23 protein-coding genes and 1 other annotated feature are annotated in these 20070 nt (G+C 39.6%); of the genes, 21 read left to right on the top strand and 2 right to left on the bottom strand.

What is annotated here, in order from left to right:
- The first annotated feature begins 16 nt into the window (after nt 1-16).
- The 18 genes from ACRPLQ_RS22230 (at nt 17) to pheA (ending at nt 14629) form a co-directional block, all read left to right on the top strand.
- Nucleotides 17-1099 carry an SPOR domain-containing protein gene (locus ACRPLQ_RS22230; protein WP_033579649.1) on the top strand — a complete coding sequence of 361 codons (1083 nt, stop codon included), beginning with the start codon at nt 17-19 and terminating at the stop codon, nt 1097-1099.
- 111 nt (nt 1100-1210) lie between these two features.
- On the top strand, nt 1211-1780 hold the full coding sequence (locus ACRPLQ_RS22225) for a Maf family protein (protein WP_033579650.1): 570 nt from the start codon (nt 1211-1213) through the stop codon (nt 1778-1780).
- A gap of 15 nt (nt 1781-1795) precedes the next feature.
- Nucleotides 1796-2482, top strand: a complete 687-nt coding sequence (gene radC, locus ACRPLQ_RS22220) for a RadC family protein (RefSeq protein ID WP_028411718.1) — start codon at nt 1796-1798, stop codon at nt 2480-2482.
- A 229-nt stretch (nt 2483-2711) separates the two neighbouring features.
- The gene (locus tag ACRPLQ_RS22215; protein WP_013059345.1) at nt 2712-3737 is read left to right on the top strand and encodes a rod shape-determining protein; all 1026 of its coding nucleotides are present in this window, start codon (nt 2712-2714) and stop codon (nt 3735-3737) included.
- A 19-nt stretch (nt 3738-3756) separates the two neighbouring features.
- On the top strand, nt 3757-4638 hold the full coding sequence (mreC, locus tag ACRPLQ_RS22210) for a rod shape-determining protein MreC (protein ID WP_013059344.1): 882 nt from the start codon (nt 3757-3759) through the stop codon (nt 4636-4638).
- The gene (gene mreD / locus ACRPLQ_RS22205; protein WP_014458115.1) at nt 4638-5156 is read left to right on the top strand and encodes a rod shape-determining protein MreD; all 519 of its coding nucleotides are present in this window, start codon (nt 4638-4640) and stop codon (nt 5154-5156) included. Before mreC ends, mreD begins: the two co-directional genes overlap by 1 nt.
- Before the next feature lie 116 nt (nt 5157-5272).
- Nucleotides 5273-5956, top strand: coding sequence for a septum site-determining protein MinC (gene minC, locus ACRPLQ_RS22200; RefSeq protein WP_028411717.1), 684 nt, complete (start codon nt 5273-5275; stop codon nt 5954-5956).
- Nucleotides 5957-5958: 2 nt separating this feature from the next.
- Nucleotides 5959-6759, top strand: coding sequence for a septum site-determining protein MinD (gene minD, locus ACRPLQ_RS22195; RefSeq protein ID WP_013059341.1), 801 nt, complete (start codon nt 5959-5961; stop codon nt 6757-6759).
- 120 nt (nt 6760-6879) lie between these two features.
- Entirely contained in the window at nt 6880-7662 is a 783-nt protein-coding gene (locus tag ACRPLQ_RS22190) for a M23 family metallopeptidase (RefSeq protein WP_028411716.1), read from the top strand.
- The gene (locus tag ACRPLQ_RS22185; protein ID WP_033579652.1) at nt 7655-8521 is read left to right on the top strand and encodes a M50 family metallopeptidase; all 867 of its coding nucleotides are present in this window, start codon (nt 7655-7657) and stop codon (nt 8519-8521) included. Before ACRPLQ_RS22190 ends, ACRPLQ_RS22185 begins: the two co-directional genes overlap by 8 nt.
- 83 nt (nt 8522-8604) lie before the next feature.
- A complete protein-coding gene (locus ACRPLQ_RS22180) occupies nt 8605-10074 on the top strand; it encodes an Rne/Rng family ribonuclease (protein WP_099000509.1) in 1470 nt (489 codons plus the stop codon).
- 78 nt (nt 10075-10152) lie between these two features.
- Nucleotides 10153-10224 (top strand) — a sequence feature (ribosomal protein L21 leader region).
- Nucleotides 10225-10238: 14 nt separating this feature from the next.
- Entirely contained in the window at nt 10239-10547 is a 309-nt protein-coding gene (gene rplU, locus ACRPLQ_RS22175; RefSeq protein ID WP_013059337.1) for a 50S ribosomal protein L21, read from the top strand.
- A gap of 9 nt (nt 10548-10556) precedes the next feature.
- Nucleotides 10557-10889: a ribosomal-processing cysteine protease Prp gene (locus ACRPLQ_RS22170; RefSeq protein WP_013059336.1), complete on the top strand. Its 333-nt coding sequence runs from the start codon at nt 10557-10559 to the stop codon at nt 10887-10889.
- Nucleotides 10890-10905: 16 nt separating this feature from the next.
- Nucleotides 10906-11199 (top strand): 50S ribosomal protein L27, encoded by a 294-nt coding sequence (gene rpmA / locus ACRPLQ_RS22165; RefSeq protein ID WP_013059335.1) that lies wholly within the window; start codon nt 10906-10908, stop codon nt 11197-11199.
- A gap of 171 nt (nt 11200-11370) precedes the next feature.
- Nucleotides 11371-11907 carry a Spo0B C-terminal domain-containing protein gene (locus tag ACRPLQ_RS22160; RefSeq protein WP_013085118.1) on the top strand — a complete coding sequence of 179 codons (537 nt, stop codon included), beginning with the start codon at nt 11371-11373 and terminating at the stop codon, nt 11905-11907.
- A 51-nt stretch (nt 11908-11958) separates the two neighbouring features.
- Nucleotides 11959-13245 (top strand): GTPase ObgE, encoded by a 1287-nt coding sequence (gene obgE / locus ACRPLQ_RS22155; RefSeq protein ID WP_028411712.1) that lies wholly within the window; start codon nt 11959-11961, stop codon nt 13243-13245.
- A gap of 33 nt (nt 13246-13278) precedes the next feature.
- Complete coding sequence (locus tag ACRPLQ_RS22150; protein WP_028411711.1) at nt 13279-13728, top strand: ACT domain-containing protein; 450 nt, start codon at nt 13279-13281, stop codon at nt 13726-13728.
- Between the two features lie 28 nt (nt 13729-13756).
- Nucleotides 13757-14629: a prephenate dehydratase gene (gene pheA / locus ACRPLQ_RS22145; RefSeq protein WP_028411710.1), complete on the top strand. Its 873-nt coding sequence runs from the start codon at nt 13757-13759 to the stop codon at nt 14627-14629.
- 29 nt (nt 14630-14658) lie between these two features.
- Here the strand turns inward: pheA and ACRPLQ_RS22140 are convergent, their stop codons facing one another.
- Complete coding sequence (locus tag ACRPLQ_RS22140; protein ID WP_028411709.1) at nt 14659-15204, bottom strand: transcription repressor NadR; 546 nt, start codon at nt 15202-15204, stop codon at nt 14659-14661.
- A 15-nt stretch (nt 15205-15219) separates the two neighbouring features.
- A complete protein-coding gene (locus ACRPLQ_RS22135; protein ID WP_165635123.1) occupies nt 15220-16356 on the bottom strand; it encodes an IscS subfamily cysteine desulfurase in 1137 nt (378 codons plus the stop codon).
- An 89-nt stretch (nt 16357-16445) separates the two neighbouring features.
- Between ACRPLQ_RS22135 and nadB the strand changes: the two genes are divergently transcribed.
- From nadB to nadA, 3 genes are read left to right on the top strand one after another with little or no spacing between them, the layout of a single operon-like run.
- On the top strand, nt 16446-17990 hold the full coding sequence (nadB, locus tag ACRPLQ_RS22130; protein ID WP_028411707.1) for an L-aspartate oxidase: 1545 nt from the start codon (nt 16446-16448) through the stop codon (nt 17988-17990).
- 35 nt (nt 17991-18025) lie between these two features.
- The gene (gene nadC / locus ACRPLQ_RS22125) at nt 18026-18919 is read left to right on the top strand and encodes a carboxylating nicotinate-nucleotide diphosphorylase (protein WP_028411706.1); all 894 of its coding nucleotides are present in this window, start codon (nt 18026-18028) and stop codon (nt 18917-18919) included.
- Nucleotides 18876-19976 (top strand): quinolinate synthase NadA, encoded by a 1101-nt coding sequence (nadA, locus tag ACRPLQ_RS22120; RefSeq protein WP_034265535.1) that lies wholly within the window; start codon nt 18876-18878, stop codon nt 19974-19976. The genes nadC and nadA overlap by 44 nt, the downstream gene beginning before the upstream one ends.
- Nucleotides 19977-20070: the final 94 nt, after the last annotated feature.

The raw sequence follows: 20070 nt of genomic DNA, 5'->3' as shown, positions 1-20070 counted from the left end.
GCATGGAAAAAAGTGTATGTTTTATGTCGGTTTACCTCAGCTTACAACCGGTACTAAGACTACGTTAACTAAAGGCGGTGGGGCAGTGGACAAGCAGGAACGAAAAATTTCAATTAAAATCAATGGTCAATCTAAGGATGAGAAGGAAGAACAAGCGCCGGAAAAAGACGAATTTACGTGGGTTCTTCCGGAACCGGCATCCAAAGATTCTCATGTGGAAGAAAATAAAGTGGTGTTTATTGAAGATGTAAGAAATGAAAAGAAGAAAAAGCCGCGATTACACCCTAAAAATGTTTCGATTAAAACAGTAAACGGCGGTGTGATCAAACGAACGGCTGTGATTGTATTACTAGCAGTCGGAATAGGCAGCGGCATCGGTATGGTTGGTGTGAAAATGATGACAGGAAGCGAACAGCCTGTAGGAAAAGCACAAACAAGTGAGCGAGCGAAAGAAGAAAAAGCTGCTCAAACAGCGTCTGCCACTGAAAGTGTTGGTAAAGCTGAAAAGAAAAGCGAACAGGAATCGAAGGATACGTCAGCTGCTGCTTCTACTTTAGACCCTTTTTCCTTTTACATTGTGCAAGCAGGTGCTTTTTCATCAAAAACTGCTGCAAATAAAGCAATGGATAAATGGAAAGAAGAGAACGAAGCAGGCGAGATTTTTTCACCTAAAACCTATTCTCTTGTCGTTGGTGCTGCCACTGGAGAAGAAAAAGCAAAGGCACTTAGTAAAACGTATAAACAACAAGGTAAAGATGTATATGTAAAGTCTTATGAAATTAAGCCCACCAGCGAATTAGGGAAAAAAGATCAAACGGTTATAACAACAGCGCAGCCGTTTATGGCTAATCTCTTAGATCAATCTGTTAAAGCGATTGAGGGAGAGCGGGTAGCCGATATCAAATCTTTGAAAAAAGAGCTGACAAAAGTTCAGAAAGAAGCGTCAAATGAAGACATTAAAACCATGGTGAGAACCCTTCAAAAGGCTGCGGCTTCTCTTTCTTCATATGAAGACAATAAAAGCAGTAAAGACGCTTGGCTTGCTCAGGGATACGTGTTAAAAGCTCTTCAGCAGTATGAAAGCCTTGTAACGTCTTAACAGGTGAGGTAGTGTAATGCTGCCTCACTTGTTTATTGTCATTTAGAGATGAAATTGCTAAAATAACGGTGTGTCCTTCTTTTTTTAAATCAAAATGCAAAGGTGAGATGTATGAAACAAACATTAATTTTAGCCTCAGGCTCTCCTCGTCGAAAAGAATTACTTCAGCAGCTTCACATTCCCTTTACCGTTCACGTTAGTACAATTGAAGAAATCGTCAATCCATCATACACTCCGTCCGAGGTAGTAATGGATTTAGCTAGGCAAAAAGCAGTGGACGTCGCTTCGCATTATAAAGAGGATATGGTCCTAGGCGCCGATACAGTTGTCGTATATGGCAATCGTATTTTAGGAAAGCCAAAAACGAAACAAGAAGCGATTGAAACACTTACGATGCTGTCAGGTCAAAAACATCAGGTGTTAACTGGAGTAGCGTTCGTATCAAATGCAAAAGTTCATACGTTTTATGAACAAACTGATGTAGAGTTTTGGCCGATTGAACAAGATGAAATCGTACAGTACGTAGAGTCAGGAGAGCCTATGGATAAGGCTGGTTCTTATGGAATTCAAGGTCTCGGTGCTGCGCTAGTTAAAAAAATTGAAGGAGACTATTTCTCCGTGGTGGGCTTGCCGCTCTCCCGAACAATACGTGAGCTAAAACAATACGGTTTCGTCTACTAAAAAGGAGTGACGAAATTGGATCAATCATTGCTAATTAAAGATTTTCCTCAAGATGAAAGACCTCGAGAGCGCCTTGTGGCAATGGGTGCTTCTAGTCTTTCTAACCACGAGCTTATTGCTATTTTGCTGCGCACCGGAACCAAAGATGAATCTGTTCTTCAGCTGTCCAATCGCATATTAACGCATTTTGAAGGTCTTCAACTTTTACAGCATGCATCGCTTGATGAAATGATGAATATTAAAGGTATCGGACCTGCAAAAGCGATTCAAATTATAGCGGCTATTGAAATAGGTAAGAGGATTGTACAGCGGAAATCTAGTGAGCGATATACCATTCATGGCCCTGAAGACGGAGCTAATTATGTGATGGAAGAAATGCGCGTGCTGTCCCAAGAGCATTTCGTCTGTTTATACCTCAACACGAAAAATCAAGTTCTCCACAAGCAAACCATTTTTATCGGAAGCCTCAATTCATCTATTGTCCATCCAAGAGAAGTATTTAAAGAAGCCTTTCGCCGTTCAGCTGCATCTCTTATTTGTATTCATAATCATCCCTCCGGCGACCCTACTCCCAGCAGAGAAGATATAGAGGTAACGAAGCGCTTAAAAGAGTGCGGATTTATCATAGGAATTGAATTGTTAGATCATTTAATTATCGGAGATCGAAAATATATTAGTTTAAAAGAAAAAGGATACATGTAAGGCTATGCTTTTTAAAATCCTTGGGTTATAATAGTAGTCATGATTTTAAATGACAAGTTCTTTACAATCATTCGTTATTAATAGACAAAGTATGACTTTTTATCATACAATATTTGGCGTTGACATCTATGAAAAAAGTATAGAAAATAAAAAATGTTACTTATGAAATGAAGAAATTGAATTATGGAATTTTTACCTTTGCATTTTGGTAAGAGAAAGGAAGAGACACATGTTTGGAATCGGTACTAGAGACCTTGGAATAGATTTGGGTACTGCAAATACGCTCGTTTATGTAAAAGGAAAAGGAATTGTTGTGCGTGAGCCGTCTGTTGTGGCTTTGCAAACTGATACAAAACAAATCGTTGCGGTAGGTAACGATGCAAAAAATATGATTGGTCGTACACCTGGGAACGTAGTAGCCCTTCGTCCAATGAAAGATGGAGTTATTGCAGATTACGAAACAACTGCGACGATGATGAAATATTACATCAATCAAGCTCAAAAAACAAAAAGTTTGTTTGCGGGTAAGCCGTATGTAATGGTTTGTGTACCTTCTGGCATTACAGCTGTTGAGAAGCGTGCCGTTATTGATGCGACTCGTCAGGCTGGCGCGCGTGATGCGTATACAATTGAAGAACCGTTTGCTGCAGCAATCGGCGCCAATCTACCGGTTTGGGAGCCAACGGGAAGTATGGTAGTAGATATTGGTGGAGGAACAACAGAAGTTGCGATTATTTCTTTAGGCGGAATCGTAACATGTCAGTCAATCCGTATCGCTGGGGACGAGATGGATGAAGCGATTATTCAATATATTCGCAAGAATTACAATTTAATGATCGGTGAGCGTACGTCAGAAGCATTAAAAGTAGAAGTCGGTTCTGCCGGAATTCCAGAAGGTATTGAAAACATGGAAATTCGCGGACGTGACTTACTAACAGGTCTACCGAAAACAATCGAAATTTCAGCAGAAGAAATTGCAGAAGCGCTAAAAGATACAGTGGCTTCTATTGTCGATTCAGTAAAAAGTACATTAGAAAAAACACCACCTGAACTTGCGGCAGATATTATGGATCGCGGTATTGTATTAACAGGCGGTGGCGCATTGCTACGTAATTTAGATAAAGTTATTAGTGAAGAAACAAATATGCCGGTTGTCATCGCAGAAGATCCGCTTGACTGTGTTGCAATTGGAACTGGGAAAGCGTTAGAACACATTGATTTATTTAAAAATCGTACAAGCGATTCATATCGCTAAATATTAAGAGGTGTAGATCGTGCCACAATTTTTCTTAAATAAACGTTTAGTTATTTTATTGGTCAGTATTATTGTATTAGTGGCATTGATTGGTTTTTCGTTAAATGGTCGTAAAAATGTAACGTGGCCTGAACAGTTTGTCAAAGATACGGTTGGTCTTGTTCAGGCTACCTTTAATGAACCCGCACAATTTGTAGCGGGTTTCTTTCAGAATGTAGGTGACTTAAAGCGTACATACGAAGAAAACGAGGTATTAAAAGCCCGTTTAGACGAACGCATGCAATTAGAAACGAAAGCCAACGCTTTGCAGCAAGAAAATAAAAAATTAAGAGCACAGCTCGACAAAAAAACGGATTTAAGTCAATACAATCCAATCGAAGCAACAGTTATTGCTCGTAATCCAGACCGTTGGCATGAGGTAATTGCCATTGATAAAGGGACGGTTCATAATGTACAGGAAAATATGGCTGTTATGACTCCTGAAGGGCTGATTGGTAAAGTGAAGCATGCATCTAAGTTCACATCTACTGTGCAGTTAATTAGTTCATCAGATCGTACAAACCGTGTATCTGCTAAAATTCAGGCTAAAAAAGAAGTGTTTGGTTTAATTGAAGGCTATGATGATAAAGAACAGGCGCTTGTTATGCGTCGTATTCCTTTTGATGCTGATATTAAAGAAAAGCAAAAAGTAGTAACGTCCGGTCTAGGACAAGAAGACGGCATTTTTCCTAGCAATCTTCCAATTGGCGTTATCACAAAAATTGAGCCTGATGAATATGGATTAACGAAAAAAGCTTATATCAAACCTGCTGCTGACTTGTATGACTTAGATAACGTAGTTGTAGCTAAAAGAAGTGCGCCCGCTGCTGAAGACGATTTAGGGGCGGAGGAGGCTAACTGATGAAGCGGTTTGTCCTTCCTATTCTCGTGCTTGTCGTTTTTATGTTTGAAAGTATCTTTGTTAATTTTGTCGCCATGGCATCACCATGGCGAGACTGGATTCTATCGCCTCACTTTGTTGTAGTGGTACTGGCTTTTATGGCAGTGTATTATCACCCAAAGCAAGCGATGCTATATGGGGTAATCCTTGGATTCATGTACGATATTGCCTTTACGGATGTCTTAGGAGTATACGCGCTTGGATTGCCGGCCGTATGCTATATCGTATCAAAACTAATGAAGATTTTTCAGCAAAATACGCTTATCGTAATCTGCATGTCGCTATTAGCTGTAGCCATTATTGAGTTTTATGTATATGGAATTAATAGCATTATTAATATATCCGATATGACCATTGGTCGCTTCTTGCAAGAGCGATTTTACGCAACCATCATTTTAAATGCCATATTTGCACTCATTTTTGCATTTCCGCTTCAAAGATGTTTTCAATATTTCGCTAAATTTATCGATGAACGCTGATCCGAAAATATATTACGCTTCTCGTTCGTGATGTGATAAAAATGCTGATTGAAGAAACGAAAAAAAGGAATTGAGTAAGTCTCTGTCGAAATTATATATTCGTTGAGGTGAGCGTCTTGAATAAACAAAAGCAACAAAATGTGACAATTAAAGGAACAAAAGATGGATTAACGTTGCATCTCAATGATACATGTTCATTTGCAGAGCTTTTGACGGAACTTAAGACGAAGCTTTTGACAAATAAGCATGGCGATGCCGATCAAATCGTCACAGTGTATGTCAAAATCGGAAATCGTTATTTAACTACAGAGCAGGAAACCGAATTGAAGGCGCTCATAGAAGAAAATCAGTATTTAGTAGTTAAACAAATTGATAGTAACGTTATTTTAAAGCAAGATGCAGTCCGAGTAAGAGAAGAAAGTGAATTAGTATCTGTTACAAAGGTAGTTCGTTCAGGACAGGTTCTCCATGTAGAAGGCGATTTGCTTCTAGTCGGAGACGTAAATCCCGGAGGAACCGTTGTAGCTGGAGGAAATTTATTTGTATTAGGTGCTTTAAAAGGGATTGCTCATGCAGGATATCGCGGCAATAAAAACGCCGTTATTGCTGCATCGTTAATGAAACCTTCACAGCTGCGCATTGCTGATATCATTACCCGATCAGAAGAAGAGCGCAGTGAGAAGGAAGAGAATATAATGGAATGTGCATACTTAGATGATAATGATCAAATGGTGATAGATCGCGTGCAAGCTTTACCGCATCTAAGACCGAATTTGACCAGGGTAGAAAGGAGAATTTGACAGTGGGAGAGGCTATTGTTGTTACGTCTGGTAAAGGTGGAGTTGGAAAAACAACGACATCAGCCAATTTAGGTACTGCTCTAGCATTAGCTGGAAAGCGCGTGTGTCTAGTAGACACTGATATCGGCTTACGCAACTTGGATGTTGTAATGGGGCTTGAAAATCGTATTATTTATGATCTTGTAGACGTGGTAGAAGGTCGATGCCAACCGCAAAAAGCCTTGATTAAGGACAAGCGTTTTGAATGTTTGTACTTACTTCCTGCTGCTCAAACGAGTGACAAAACAGCTGTTCAACCAGAACAAATGCGAGAGTTAGTTCTTCAGTTAAAGCAAGACTATGACTATGTGGTTATTGATTGCCCAGCTGGTATTGAACAAGGCTATAAGAATGCCGTAGCTGGCGCTGATAAGGCACTCGTTGTGACAACACCGGAAGTTTCAGCTGTTCGTGATGCTGACCGTATTATTGGATTATTGGAGCAAGAGGATATCGAATCTCCAAAACTGGTTATTAACCGAATCCGTAGTCATATGATGAAAAATGGAGACATGCTGGACGTGGAAGAAATTTCTCAGCTTCTGGCTGTTGATTTAATTGGAATCGTTGCTGACGATGAAAATGTTATTCGTGCTTCTAACAACGGTGAACCAATTGTCATGGATCCATCAAGCAAAGCATCAATTGCATATCGTAATATTGCAAGACGTATTCTAGGTGAAACGGTTCCTCTTCAATCGTTAGATGAAGAAGATAAGGGAATGTTTGCACGTATTAAACGATTCTTTGGTGTTCGTTCTTAAAAAGCTTCCGATAGAGGAAGCTTTTTTTATTTGTGTGATTTTGTAGAGTCAAGCTGTCATAAGCTCCACGGACAAGTCATATAGTTGATTATACGATAAGAACAAGGAGAATGATGAATCATGAATCGACGTGCTGATGAAATCCGTAAACGAATTGCTGAGCGCAAGCGAAAACAATTAAATACAACGAAGCGTCTTCCTCAAGAACCTCTTCATACGTCCTTAATGAGTGAAGAAGAAAAATATGGATCGATGGATTATTCTGCGGTTGAATACACACCATCAGCAAAGGAATATCACCCGTTATTTCGAAAAGAACGCTTTTTATTTAAAATTTTAGCTTCGGCCTGCTTAGTGTTAATTGTAGGGATTATGTTCAAGAACGCTTCTCCTGCTTTTGAACAGGCCAGAGTGGTGGTTCAACAAACAATGGATAAAGAATTTCAGTTTGCAGCTGTTTCCTCTTGGTATGAAGATAAGTTTGGGAAGCCGTTAACGCTCCTGCCGAATAAGGAGTCTAGCAAAACGGAGCAAAGTGTAAGCGGAGAATACGCTACTCCAGCTTCAGGGAAAGTAACGGAAACATTTGCTCAAAGTAAGCAAGGGGTGACGGTTCAAACAGGAGTGGATTCTGTTGTAGAAGCAATGAGTGAAGGTATTGTAAGGTATGTAGGAAAACGTGATGATACTGGGAATACCGTTATTATTCAACATGCCGATGGAACTGAAACTTGGTATGGACAGCTCAAAAAAATCAATGTTAGCATGTATGATTTTGTGAATAAAGGCAAAGAAGTAGGAATTGTGGAAAACAGTAAAAAAGGCGATGCTGGAACGTTCTATTTTGCTATTAAAAAAGGCGATAAGTTTGTGGATCCTAGTCAGGTGATTCAATTTGAATAGTGCTTTTTCGTTATTGATGAAAATTCACATTCATCCATTGTTTTGGGGGATTTTCGTAATTGGTATCTTAACGGCTACGGTAAAGCAGCTTTTTTTGTTATTTATTATTGTAATTATTCATGAACTGGGCCACGCCGTAGCGGCTCAGTGTTTTTCTTGGCGAATTCGTAGAATTATGCTCTTACCTTTTGGAGGAGTAGCAGAAGTAGATGAACATGGTAATCGTCCATTTCGAGAAGAGTTTATTGTGACAATAAGTGGACCTCTTCAGCATCTTTGGATGTTTGGAGCTGCTTTCTTATTAATGAAAATAAATGTGTTGTCTTTGGAAACGTATGAGCAATTTATGTTTCAATGCACAGTAATTTTACTATTTAACCTTTTGCCCATTTGGCCATTGGACGGAGGGAAGCTGCTTTTTTTAATGTGCAGTCGTTCTTTACCATTTTTAGAAGCGCATAAGCTTGCACTCCGGTTATCAACGTTTTTTTTAGCTATCGGTATTATCTACGCCGTCATTATGCATCCTTTTCAGCTGCACTTATGGATTGTTATTTCATTTTTAATTATATCCGGATATTTGGAATGGAAGAGCAGGCAATTTGTCTACATGCGCTTTTTGTTGGAGAGGTATCATGGAAAAGAGCATCCAATTGGAGCTTTAAAAACGCTAAGTGTATCAACCAGTGAGACGCTCCATCAAGTCCTGCAAAAATTCCAAAGAGGTTGTAAGCATATGATTATTGCTACATCTCAAACAGGCGAGCATGTACAAATTGATGAAAATGAACTTTTACACGCTTACTTTGTAGAAAAAAGAACAAATAGCCCACTAGATGAACTTGTAACAGTTTACTGATTTCTAGTAACATAGAATAGAATGAAAAAAGTTCGGTTGCACTGACCGAACTTTTTCCTATGAATTTAGATTAAAGTGAGGCAATGTATGTGAAGGCATGTATCATTAACGCGGCTACTTCTTCCAAACGTATAGCCGTGATAAACGATAAAACACTAGAAAAAATATATTTAGAAGAACAAAGCGAGAATCAAATTATTGGTGATATATATTGGGGTAAAGTCGTAAAAGTCCTGCCGCATATGCAAGCAGCCTTTATCGATATTGGTTTATCAATGAACGGATTTATTCATCGAAATGAACTTGTATCCTATCAGCAGTCAGATAATCCTCACAAGGATCAGCAGCCGATGTCTGCTTTTATTCGTGAAGGAGAAAAAGTATTGGTTCAAGTTGTAAAAGAAGGCATTGGAACAAAAGGGCCGAAGCTGACGGGTATTATTGAATTTTCTTCTGATGAGCTTGTATATTTACCGCACGGAAACTATGTCGCTGTATCCAAAAAAATAGATGAGCCAAAACGCCAACAGTGGAAACAGCTTGGCGAGCGGTTAAAACAGGGGATGGAAGGCTTTTTATTTCGAACAGCGATTGAGGAAAAATCAGAAGCTGCGGTCCAACACAAAATAAAAGAGCTACAGAAGAAATATGAGCGCCTTGAACGACAGACACAGGGAATGAAAGCTCCTGCCCTAGTCAGCAAAGGACAAGATTTTCTCGAAACAAGAGTGCAAGCTGCACTTCAACAAGGAATTGACGGGATAGTAGTAGATGACTTTGACCTATATCAGCATCTTCAAGCTGCCTACCCTAACTCGTCAATAGAGTACTATAAAGGAAATGAAAATATTTTCTCCTTTTATGATGTGGAACGGCAAATAGAGAAGCTTTTAAAGCGAATCGTGTGGCTCAAAAGTGGAGGTTATATCGTTATTGACGAAACGGAAGCGATGACGGTCGTAGACGTGAACACGGGGAAGTTTTCAGGAAAAGATAATATTCGAAAGACGATGTTTCAAACAAATATGGAAGCTGCGTATGAACTGTCCAAACAGATGCAATTACGTCACTTAGGCGGCATGATCTTAATTGATTTTATAAATATGTCTCATAAAGAAGATCGGACAGAAGTAGAAAGGTATATGAAAAAGCTATGTGAACAAGATGAAGTGCGGACGAATGTAGTTGGCTTTACAGAGCTCGGCATATTGCAATTAACGCGGAAGAAAGTGCGCAATAGCATTGGGTCAACATTAACTATGCCTTGTGAAGTATGTGAAGGAACCGGTAAAATGATTGATTCCAAAACGGTTGCTTTTCAAATTGAACGTGTAATTTGGGAACATCGCGGCGCGGAAGAAGAGGCTATTTGGATTGAGACGCGAAGTGATGTTATAAATGAAATGAAAGCTCAAGGGTTTCTCAAAGCTCTAGAGAAAATGGTTAAAAAAACCGTATATCTTACGCCAAGCGATGATTATACAAACGCATTTGTTTTGCGTCAATTGGGGTCGAAAGAGCAGATTCAAAAAAGGGTCTCTGCTTCTATATAAATTTTTAGAAGAAAACATGAATTCCAATTGACACTAACCTTTGATTTGTAGTAAGATTTAATATGTTGGTTTGTAGCACCCGTGCTACAACCGCTCAGAACAGGTTTTAAGTTCACTTGAACACCTGTGATGGCGAGTCTTAGTTTTTAGAGGAGGTGCAGAGAATGTACGCAATTATTGAAACTGGTGGTAAGCAAATTAAAGTAGAGGCTGGTCAAGCAATCTACGTTGAAAAACTTGCTGGTGAACAAGGCGAAACAGTTACTTTTGACAAAGTATTATTTGTAGGTGGCGACAGCGTGAAAGTTGGTGTTCCTTTCGTAGAAGGTGCAACAGTTACGGCTAAAGTTGAAAAACAAGGTCGCGCTAAAAAGATCACTGTATTTAAATACAAAGCAAAGAAAAACTATCGTCGTAAGCAAGGTCACCGTCAACCTTACACAAAAGTTGTAATCGACGCTATCAACGCGTAATTATAACAAATGATTAAGGTGACGATTTCTCGTGATGCAAATAAGAAAGTTGACGGGTTCACGATGAGTGGACATGCTGACTTTTCCGAACACGGAAAAGATCTTGTTTGTGCGGGAGCATCTGCAGTTTCATTTGGAACAATTAATGCTATCTTTTCAATAAGTGGGGTTGAACCGCACTTAGAGCAAGGTGGAGATGGTGGCTATCTCCGTTGTGAGATTCCGAAAGATGTGGATTCGTTCACATTGGAACAGATTCAATTGCTATTAGAAGGTATGGTTGTTTCACTGAAAACGATCGAATTAGATTACAGTAATTATATAAAAATTAACGACAACTAAACAGGAGGTGGATGTCATGTTAGTAAGATTAGACCTTCAATTCTTCGCTTCTAAAAAAGGAGTAGGTAGTACTAAAAACGGTCGTGATTCAATCTCGAAACGTCTTGGTGCTAAACGTGCTGATGGCCAATTCGTATCTGGTGGTTCAATTTTATACCGTCAACGCGGTACTAAAATTTACCCAGGTGCAAACGTAGGTCGTGGTGGAGATGATACTTTATTCGCTCAAATCGACGGTATCGTTAAATTTGAACGTTTCGGTCGTGACCGTAAAAAAGTATCTGTATACCCTGTTGCTCAAGAAGCATAAGATACAAAAAGAAAACTCTAACCCAAGTAGGTTAGAGTTTTCTTTTTGTAGAATATTTCACCTATTACCCATTGGAATTTGTTATAATCGAACATATCTAAGAAGATTGATACGAGATGTTTGTCAGCGTTGTGAAATACTTATGCTCGAGTCAAAGTTAGGAGTGCTAAGATGGAAAAAGAATGGGATGTCGTAGAGGTATTAAGATACGCGCGGCATGATTGGTTAAATAAGCTGCAATTAATCAAAGGCAATCTAGCGTTGAATCGGCTTGATCGAGCGAATGAAATCATTGAAGAAATTGTAAATGAATCCAAACATGAATCCAAGTTAACAAACATCAATATGCGACTGTTTGCGGGCTTTGTTATGACCTATCATTGGAATAACCATGCTGTTCGCTTAGATGTGGAAGTGCTTGGAGAATTGAAGGATTTATCACAATACGATGAGTTCGTATACAACTGGTGTTGCTATTTGACAGAAGCACTCGAAAAGTATGTTGATTATCATGCAGAAAACTATTTGAGTATTTCAGTATGCATTGAAGAACAGGGAATTCGTTTCTTTTTTGACTTTAGTGGAATACTAACAGATATACAGAAGCTACAAAACAAGCTACAATGTTATGAGTGCGCTCAAGGAGTTGCATTGGTTGAACAGCATATGTCTGAAGATGAATTTAGCCTTATGCTCACAATAAGTTAAAAGCGCTTTTGCTATGGCAAGAGCTAAGATATAGAACGGAGTGAAAAAGAAATGTTTGTAGATCAGGTCAAGGTATATGTAAAAGGTGGCGACGGAGGAAATGGAATGGTTGCCTTCCGTCGCGAAAAGTACGTACCAAAAGGAGGTCCTGCAGGTGGTGACGGTGGTCACGGTGCAGATGTCATTTTTGAAGTAGAAGAAGGATTACGTACGCTGATGGATTTCCGCTATAAGCGTCACTTTAAAGCAAGCCGTGGTGAACATGGAATGTCAAAAGGACAGCACGGACGTAACGCTGAGCCGATGATTGTAAAAGTTCCACCAGGTACCGTTGTGTTGGATGAAGATACGAACGAAACGATTGCTGATTTAGTTGAGCACGGCCAGCGCGCAGTGATTGCTAAAGGTGGACGCGGAGGGCGTGGGAATACGCGTTTTGCTACACCTGCAAATCCAGCACCGGAGCTTTCAGAAAATGGAGAGCCAGGTAAAGAGAGAAATGTCATTCTTGAATTAAAAGTATTAGCCGATGTAGGATTAGTTGGTTTCCCAAGTGTCGGAAAGTCAACGTTATTATCCGTAACGTCTGCTGCAAAGCCAAAAATTGCTGAATATCATTTTACAACAATTAATCCGAATTTAGGAGTAGTTGAAACAGAAGATAATCGCAGTTTTGTGATGGCAGATTTACCAGGGCTAATCGAAGGTGCACATGAAGGTGTAGGATTAGGTCATCAGTTTTTACGTCACATTGAACGTACCCGCGTGATTGTCCATGTAATCGATATGTCAGGTTTAGAAGGCCGTGATCCATATGAAGATTACTTAACTATTAATGAAGAGCTGCGTCAGTATAATATGCGTTTAACGGAACGTCCGCAAGTAGTGGTAGCAAATAAAATGGATATCCCGCAAGCCGAAGAGAATTTAGCTGCATTCAAAGAAAAAGTAGGGGACGAAGTGAAAATCTTTCCAATTTCTGCGGCAACGCGTGATGGAATCCGCGAACTGTTATTTACAGTAGCTGATCTTGTAGAAACGACCCCGGAATTCCCAATGCAAGAAGAGGAAGATCTATCTATGCACCGCGTACTGTACAAGCATGAAAAGAAAGAAGTGGAATTTGTTATTACGCGTGATAGCGATGGCTCATACGTATTAAGCGGTGAAAAAATCGAAAAATTATTCAAGATGACTGACTTCTCACGTGAAGAATCAGTTCGTCGATTCGCGCGCCAGCTTCGAGGCATGGGCGTCGATGAAGCCCTTCGTGAACGAGGAGCAAAAGATGGCGACATTGTAAAGCTGTTTGAATATGAATTTGAATTTATCGACTAATTGTTGTTCATAGGATAAGGGGAGGGGCTTTACTTGCATAAGAGCGATAAGCAGTTTTATTTAGTTCGCGAAGATGTATTACCGGAAGCGATGAAAAAAACATTGGATGCGAAGCTGTTAATTGAACGGGGAAAAGCTGAGTCGGTAGCAGATGCTGTACAAGCCGTAGACTTGAGTCGCAGTGCTTTTTATAAGTACCGCGACACGGTCTTTCCGTTTCAGACGGTTGTCAAACAGCGCATTATTTCACTATTTTTTCATATTGAAGATCGATCAGGAACTTTATCACATTTATTGAGCACCGTTGCATCATCAGGATGCAATGTGTTAACAATTCACCAAACCATCCCTTTACAAGGGCGTGCCAACGTAACTCTTTCATTAGATACAGCAAGTATGAGTGTTGAGTTAAATGAAATGCTGCGAAGACTGAAAAGCTTAGAGTTTGTAGATAAAGTGGACGTGCTTGGTTCAGGGGCATAATGGTAAACAGATATAGATAAGGAGAGGCATGATTGTGGGGAAAGTAGGATATTTAGGACCAAAGGCAACATTTACACATGTGGCCGTCCAAGGCGTATTTAAACAGCACGACCATATTCCATACAAAACAATTCCAGCATGCATTGACGCAGTGGATAAAGGAGAAATTGAGTATGGAATTGTACCGTTAGAAAATGCACTTGAAGGATCTGTAAATTTAACACTTGATTATCTTATTCACGAACGTCGTCTGCCGATTGTTGGAGAAATTGTGCTTCCAATTCGTCAGCATTTAATGGTTCATCCATCTCATGCAGAACAGTGGAAAAACATTGAAACGATTTATTCTCATCCTCATGCAATTGCGCAGTGTCATAAATTTTTACACGGAGAATGTACGTCAACTGCAGTAGAAGAGATGACATCAACGGCGTTTGCTGCTAAATATGTAAGCGAACACCCTGAGCTTAATATTGGAGCTATTGCGAATGGATTAGCAGCCCGTGAATATGGATTACATATTGCTTGCCCGAACATTCATGATTATGATCATAATACAACAAGATTTGTTATTTTGCATAAAGATGGAGGGCAAGAGGTGCCATTTTTAGCTGGAAACGGGTGCAAGACAACGTTAATGATTACACTTCCATCTGATCAGGCAGGAGCGCTTCATCAAGTGCTTTCAGCTTTCTCTTGGCGTAAGCTAAATCTGTCTAAAATTGAATCCCGTCCCATGAAAACAGGGCTTGGAAACTATTTCTTTATCGTTGATATTGAACAAAAAATGGATGAAGTATTAATCCCTGGGGCTATGGCTGAACTTGAGGCACTAGGCTGTAGCGTAGAGCTGTTAGGAAGCTATCCTCATACACTACTTGAAACAGAAATCCCGCTTTAAAGCGGGATTTTTTTTGTTATAACACCTTTTTACTCATTCGAAACTAAATAACCTTCCGCTTCAAGAGCTAAGCAGGCAGCATTCAGTTTTTCAATTGTATCTGCTTCAATCGTATGAAGGTGAATCCCCTCTGTTAACTGAGATAAATAAGTTGCGTTTGTTTCTTGAATTTTTTTTATGAACGTTTCTACTTCTTTTCGGGTTTGAATCATAACGGAAGCCGTTAATTCACCATACACAGGGTGTTCAACGGTTACATTTTTTACGAGAACGCCGTGGTCAACAAGCAGGAGAAGCTCCTTTTCAGCATCTTCTGGCGTATGCTGACAGGCAATAATTCGCTGATGCACGGTAGTTTGAGATGGATTTTGAATATAAATATATCCTTGGCTTGTTGCGATAATGGGCTCATTTTTAGCTTTAAGCAGCGAAATATCTTGTACAATGACTTGGCGGCTAACGTTTGTTCTTTTCGAAAGCTCACTGCCCGTCATTGGTTTATTCTCTGTTTGTAACCATTGTAGAATAAGTTCTCTTCTTTCTTCTCCAAGAATTTTCTTTTGAGTTCCTGGCACCTTTAATCCCTCCTTTTACACTGTCATAAATTCTTGCTGTAATAAATGAAAAACGGATATGAGTCGATCAATATGCTTAAACGTTGAATGTTGACTAAATGAAAGACGTACAAAGTTCTTAGCATTCGCAGTCGATTTGCCAATCGCAAGTAAAGAAGCTAATGGTTCCTGCTGATTTACATGGCAGGCACTTCCCGTAGATATAGCAATTCCGTGACGATTACATTGTAACATAACATATTGACCCTGTATGTTTGAAAATGTCAGTCCAATAATTCCAGGAAAATGAGAGTTCCCAAGGCCTTCTACCTCTATAAAAGGAGCAAGAGATTCTAGTTTTTCCAGTAAGTACGATTTTAAGCGCTCATAATGGCTTCTGGCGGTCTTCATTTCTGCATATGCGCATTCAGCTGCTGCAGTAAAGGCAGCAATGCCTGTGGTATTTACAGTCCCAGGGCGAAAGCCTTTTTCATGAGTTGCTTTATGATAAATAGGCTTCCAAGAAGAACTTGAATTCATGTATACCATTCCTACACCTTTTGGTCCGTAAATTTTATGACTAGAAACTGAGATGCTATCAGCTTTCAGCTTTTTAACATCAATAGGAAGCTTACCGAAAGATTGAACACAATCACAGTGAAAGAGAATTTCTTTTTGAGATAAAAAATGGCCAATATCCTCAATTGGCTGAATTGTACCGAGCTCATGATTGATATGCTGAATGGCTACTAGCACAGTGTCAGGTCGAATCGTCTTCTTTAAGTCGTCTACAGACACAACGCCGTTTTGATCTACAGGTACGTAAGATAAGGAAAAGCCTTCTTTTTCAAGCTGCTGCAACGTATGAAGAACTGAAGAATGTTCAAGCTTCGTTGTAACCAAATGTTTTCGTTTGCTAGTGTTTCCTTTTAAAAGAGAGTGAATAGCTAAGTAATTAGCTTCTGTTCCCCCGCTTGTAAAAAAAAGATCATCCTCTCGGCAATTTATTAACAGACTTAATTTTTTTCTGCATAGTGTAAGCAGATTCTCTGCTTGTGTTCCAAGTGTGTGAAGACTGCTGGAATTTCCATAATAGCTCGTTGCCGCTTCAGTATATACCTCAATTGCTTCTTGTCTCATTGGCGTTGTTGCTGCATAGTCCAGATAAATCATTTTCTCCCCCCGATAAAAAAACTTCTTGTCTTTCATTTAATAATATGTAAATATAGGTGTCAAGACACATGTAAATAAAGAGGTGTAAAATGTTAGAGACGGATGTTTTAATTATTGGAAGCGGATTAGCAGCGTTTTCTGCAGCTTATGAACTGTGTCGTCATAACAGAGTTGTAATGGTAACGAAAGGGAAAATTGACCGCAATAACTCAGTTCTTGCTCAAGGCGGAGTAGCAGCTGCTATTGGAAGCAGCGATCACTGGAGTGAACATCTCTATGATACGTTGATTGCGGGCAATAAGCATTGCAATGAACAAGCGGTACGCACTTTAGTGGAAGAAGGTGCGGCTGTAGTAAATGAATTGATTCATAAAGGAATGAAGTTTGATAAAAATCCAGATGGTACGCTGCATTTTGGAAAAGAAGGAGCCCATCGTGTCAATCGTATTCTGCATGCAGGTGGGGATGCAACAGGACAAGCGCTGTTCGCTTTTTTGAAAAAAGAAGTACTGCCATATATTACAGTGATTGAAAACGAAATGATTCAGCATTTAGTAACTGTAGATGGAACGTGTAGAGGTGCTATCGGACAAGGTGAAAACAACAAAATTACTATATATTATGCTCGCCAAACCATTATTGCTACCGGAGGAATCGGCGCTTTGTACAAGCATACATCTAACCAGCCGCTTGCGACAGGAGATGGGCTAGCGCTTGCGTACAGGGCTGGAGCAAAATTAGCGGACTTAGAATTTGTTCAGTTTCATCCGACCCTTTTGTATCAAAAGGAAGCGAAAGGTCTAGTATCCGAAGCGGTTCGAGGTGAAGGTGGTGTACTGGTAAATGAATGGAATGAACGCATAATGGAAGGCGTTCATCTCTTTAAGGATTTAGCACCGCGAGATGTTGTAGCAAGGACGATTTTTAATGAAATGAAAAAAGGAAGATCCGTATTTTTAGACATTGAAAAAGTGGCTCATTTTGAACAAAAATTTCCTACGATTACGGCACTGTGTCGAAAGTATAAAATTCAATTGGACAAAAAACGAATACCTGTTACTCCGGGCGCACATTTTTTAATGGGTGGAATTGAAGTAGATGCTTACGGACAAACAAGTGTTGAAGGATTGTATGCCGTGGGGGAAGTTTCTTCTACAGGCGTTCATGGAGCAAATCGTCTAGCAAGCAATTCATTGTTAGAGTGTCTTGTATTCGGAAAACGGGCAGGGCGTCATATTTTACATAAAGCGAGAACGGTATCTCGTTATACTCCCGTTCGTTACGTCTATAAAGGCATGCCTAAAATACTGCCTGCCACAAGACAAATTCAGCATAAAATGATGGATTGTGTAGGAATCATTCGTCATGAAAACGAATTGGCTACCATTGTGCATGAATTCACAAATTATTTGGATGGAATACCTCTTGATCAAGAAGTTATATATTCGAGGGAAGCTGCAACCATCTGCAATATGCTAACTGCAGGTCTGCTTATTGCCGAGTCCTCTCTTGCAAGAAAAGAAAGTAGAGGAGGTCATTACCGAAGTGACTTTCCGCATGAAAAGCAAGAGTGGGAGCATAAGCGAATTATTAAGCAGTCTGCTGCTTCAACAAAACAATCATTGATTTTATAAGCAAGGAAATCTAAAAAGAAAGGTGAGGTAGCATAATGAACACGTTGAAATTACAAACACTGTTGCATTCTTTTTTTATAGAAGACATTGGAGATGGAGATATAACTTGTGAAGCTATTTTTTCTCCGTCTGACCAAGGGAAGGCTGTGTTTACGGCAAAGCAATCAGGTATTATCGCAGGAGTGGAATTGATTAAAGAAGGATTTCATTTAATAGACCCTAATGTGAAAGTGGATTTCGAAAAAAAAGATGGAGATGTTCTTAAGCCTGGAGATAAAATAGCTGCCGTTTCAGGATCCGTGCGATCTATTTTGACCGGTGAACGGGTAATTTTAAACTTACTTCAAAGAATGAGCGGCATTGCCACGATGACGCACAAAGCCGTAGCGATGCTTGGCAGCTCACATACCCGCATATGTGACACGCGAAAAACAACGCCTGGTCTGCGAATGTTAGAGAAGTATGCCGTTCGTGCTGGAGGAGGTTATAATCATCGTTTTGGCTTGTACGATGGCGTCATGTTAAAAGATAACCATATTGCACATGCAGGATCTATTCTAGACGCTGTTGTGAGAGTAAGAGAGCAGCTTGGACATATGGTTAAGGTGGAAGTAGAAATTGAAAATAAAAGTCAATTGCTAGAAGCAATAGAGGCAGGAGCAGATGTCATTATGTTCGATAACTGTTCTCCAGAAGTCATTAAAGATTGGATACCGCTGGTTCCCGCTCATATTGTCACAGAAGCATCCGGTGGAATTACGCTTGGCACGCTCCATTCTTTTAGAGACAGCGGAGTGGACTATATTTCACTTGGAGCTTTAACGCATTCAGCAGGGTCTATCGATATCAGCTTGGACTTATTAACAGAAAGGGGAACAGAAAATGATGAGTTTATTACAAACGCTTCAGCAGCAAACGCTGCCCGCTAAATATACGGAGCTCACAGAAAATGAAATGAAAAGAAGAGTATTAGAAATCAAGAAAAAACTGGGAAGCAAATTGTTTCTGCTCGGCCACCATTATCAAAAAGACGAAGTGTACGAGTTTGCAGATGCGGTAGGAGACTCCTTACAGCTGGCTCAAATAGCGGCTGAAAATAGAGAAGCTGAGCATATTGTGTTTTGCGGCGTTCACTTCATGGCAGAAACAGCTGATATTTTAACAGATGAAAACCAAAAAGTCATTTTACCCGATATGCGAGCTGGCTGTTCAATGGCTGATATGGCTACTATTCAGCAAACAGAAAAGGCATGGCCTGTCTTGCAGGATCTTTTCGGAGATACGATTATTCCGCTTACGTATGTAAATTCTACAGCTGCAATTAAATCTTTTGTAGGCGAACATGATGGTGCAACAGTAACATCTTCAAATGCAAAAAATATGGTGGAGTGGGCATTTTCTAAAAAAGAGCGCATTCTCTTTTTACCAGATCAGCATTTGGGCAGAAACACAGCTTATGATTTAGGTGTTGGACTAGATGAAATGGCCATTTGGAATCCTATTGAAGAAATGCTTGAATATGAAGGCGATATAAACAACATCAAGGTGATTCTATGGAAAGGTCACTGTTCTGTGCACGAAAATTTCACGGTTAAAAATATTGATTATTTACGCGAGAAGCAGCCTAGGATGAATATTATTGTTCATCCAGAGTGTTCCCATGAAGTGGTGCAAAAATCAGATTATGCAGGTTCTACAAAATATATTATTGATACAATTGAACAAGCTCCTTCAGGCTCTAAATGGGCCATTGGCACGGAAATGAACTTAGTGAAACGGATTATCAATAGTCATCCGGATAAAGAAATTGTTTCACTTAATCCCTATATGTGTCCTTGTTTGACGATGAACCGAATTGATTTGCCTCACTTGCTGTGGGCTTTAGAAAGCATCGAAGAAGGAAAAGAAGTAAATCAAATCAAGGTGGATAAACATACAGCAGAAGGTGCTATCAAAGCCCTAACGAATATGTTAGAACGAGCATAAAGATTTTTAAGACAATTAAACAAAGAAGGTCTAAAAGAAGACTTATTGACATATTGTTTGTGTTGATAAGTCTTTTTTTCTTTATCATAAAAAC

The sequence above is a fragment of the Priestia sp. TRN 1309 genome (genome assembly GCF_050846875.1).
Lineage (GTDB): Bacteria > Bacillota > Bacilli > Bacillales > Bacillaceae_H > Priestia > Priestia zanthoxyli.
The sequence above is the reverse complement of the archived record's forward strand: the minus strand, read 5'-3'. Positions and strand labels throughout refer to the sequence as shown.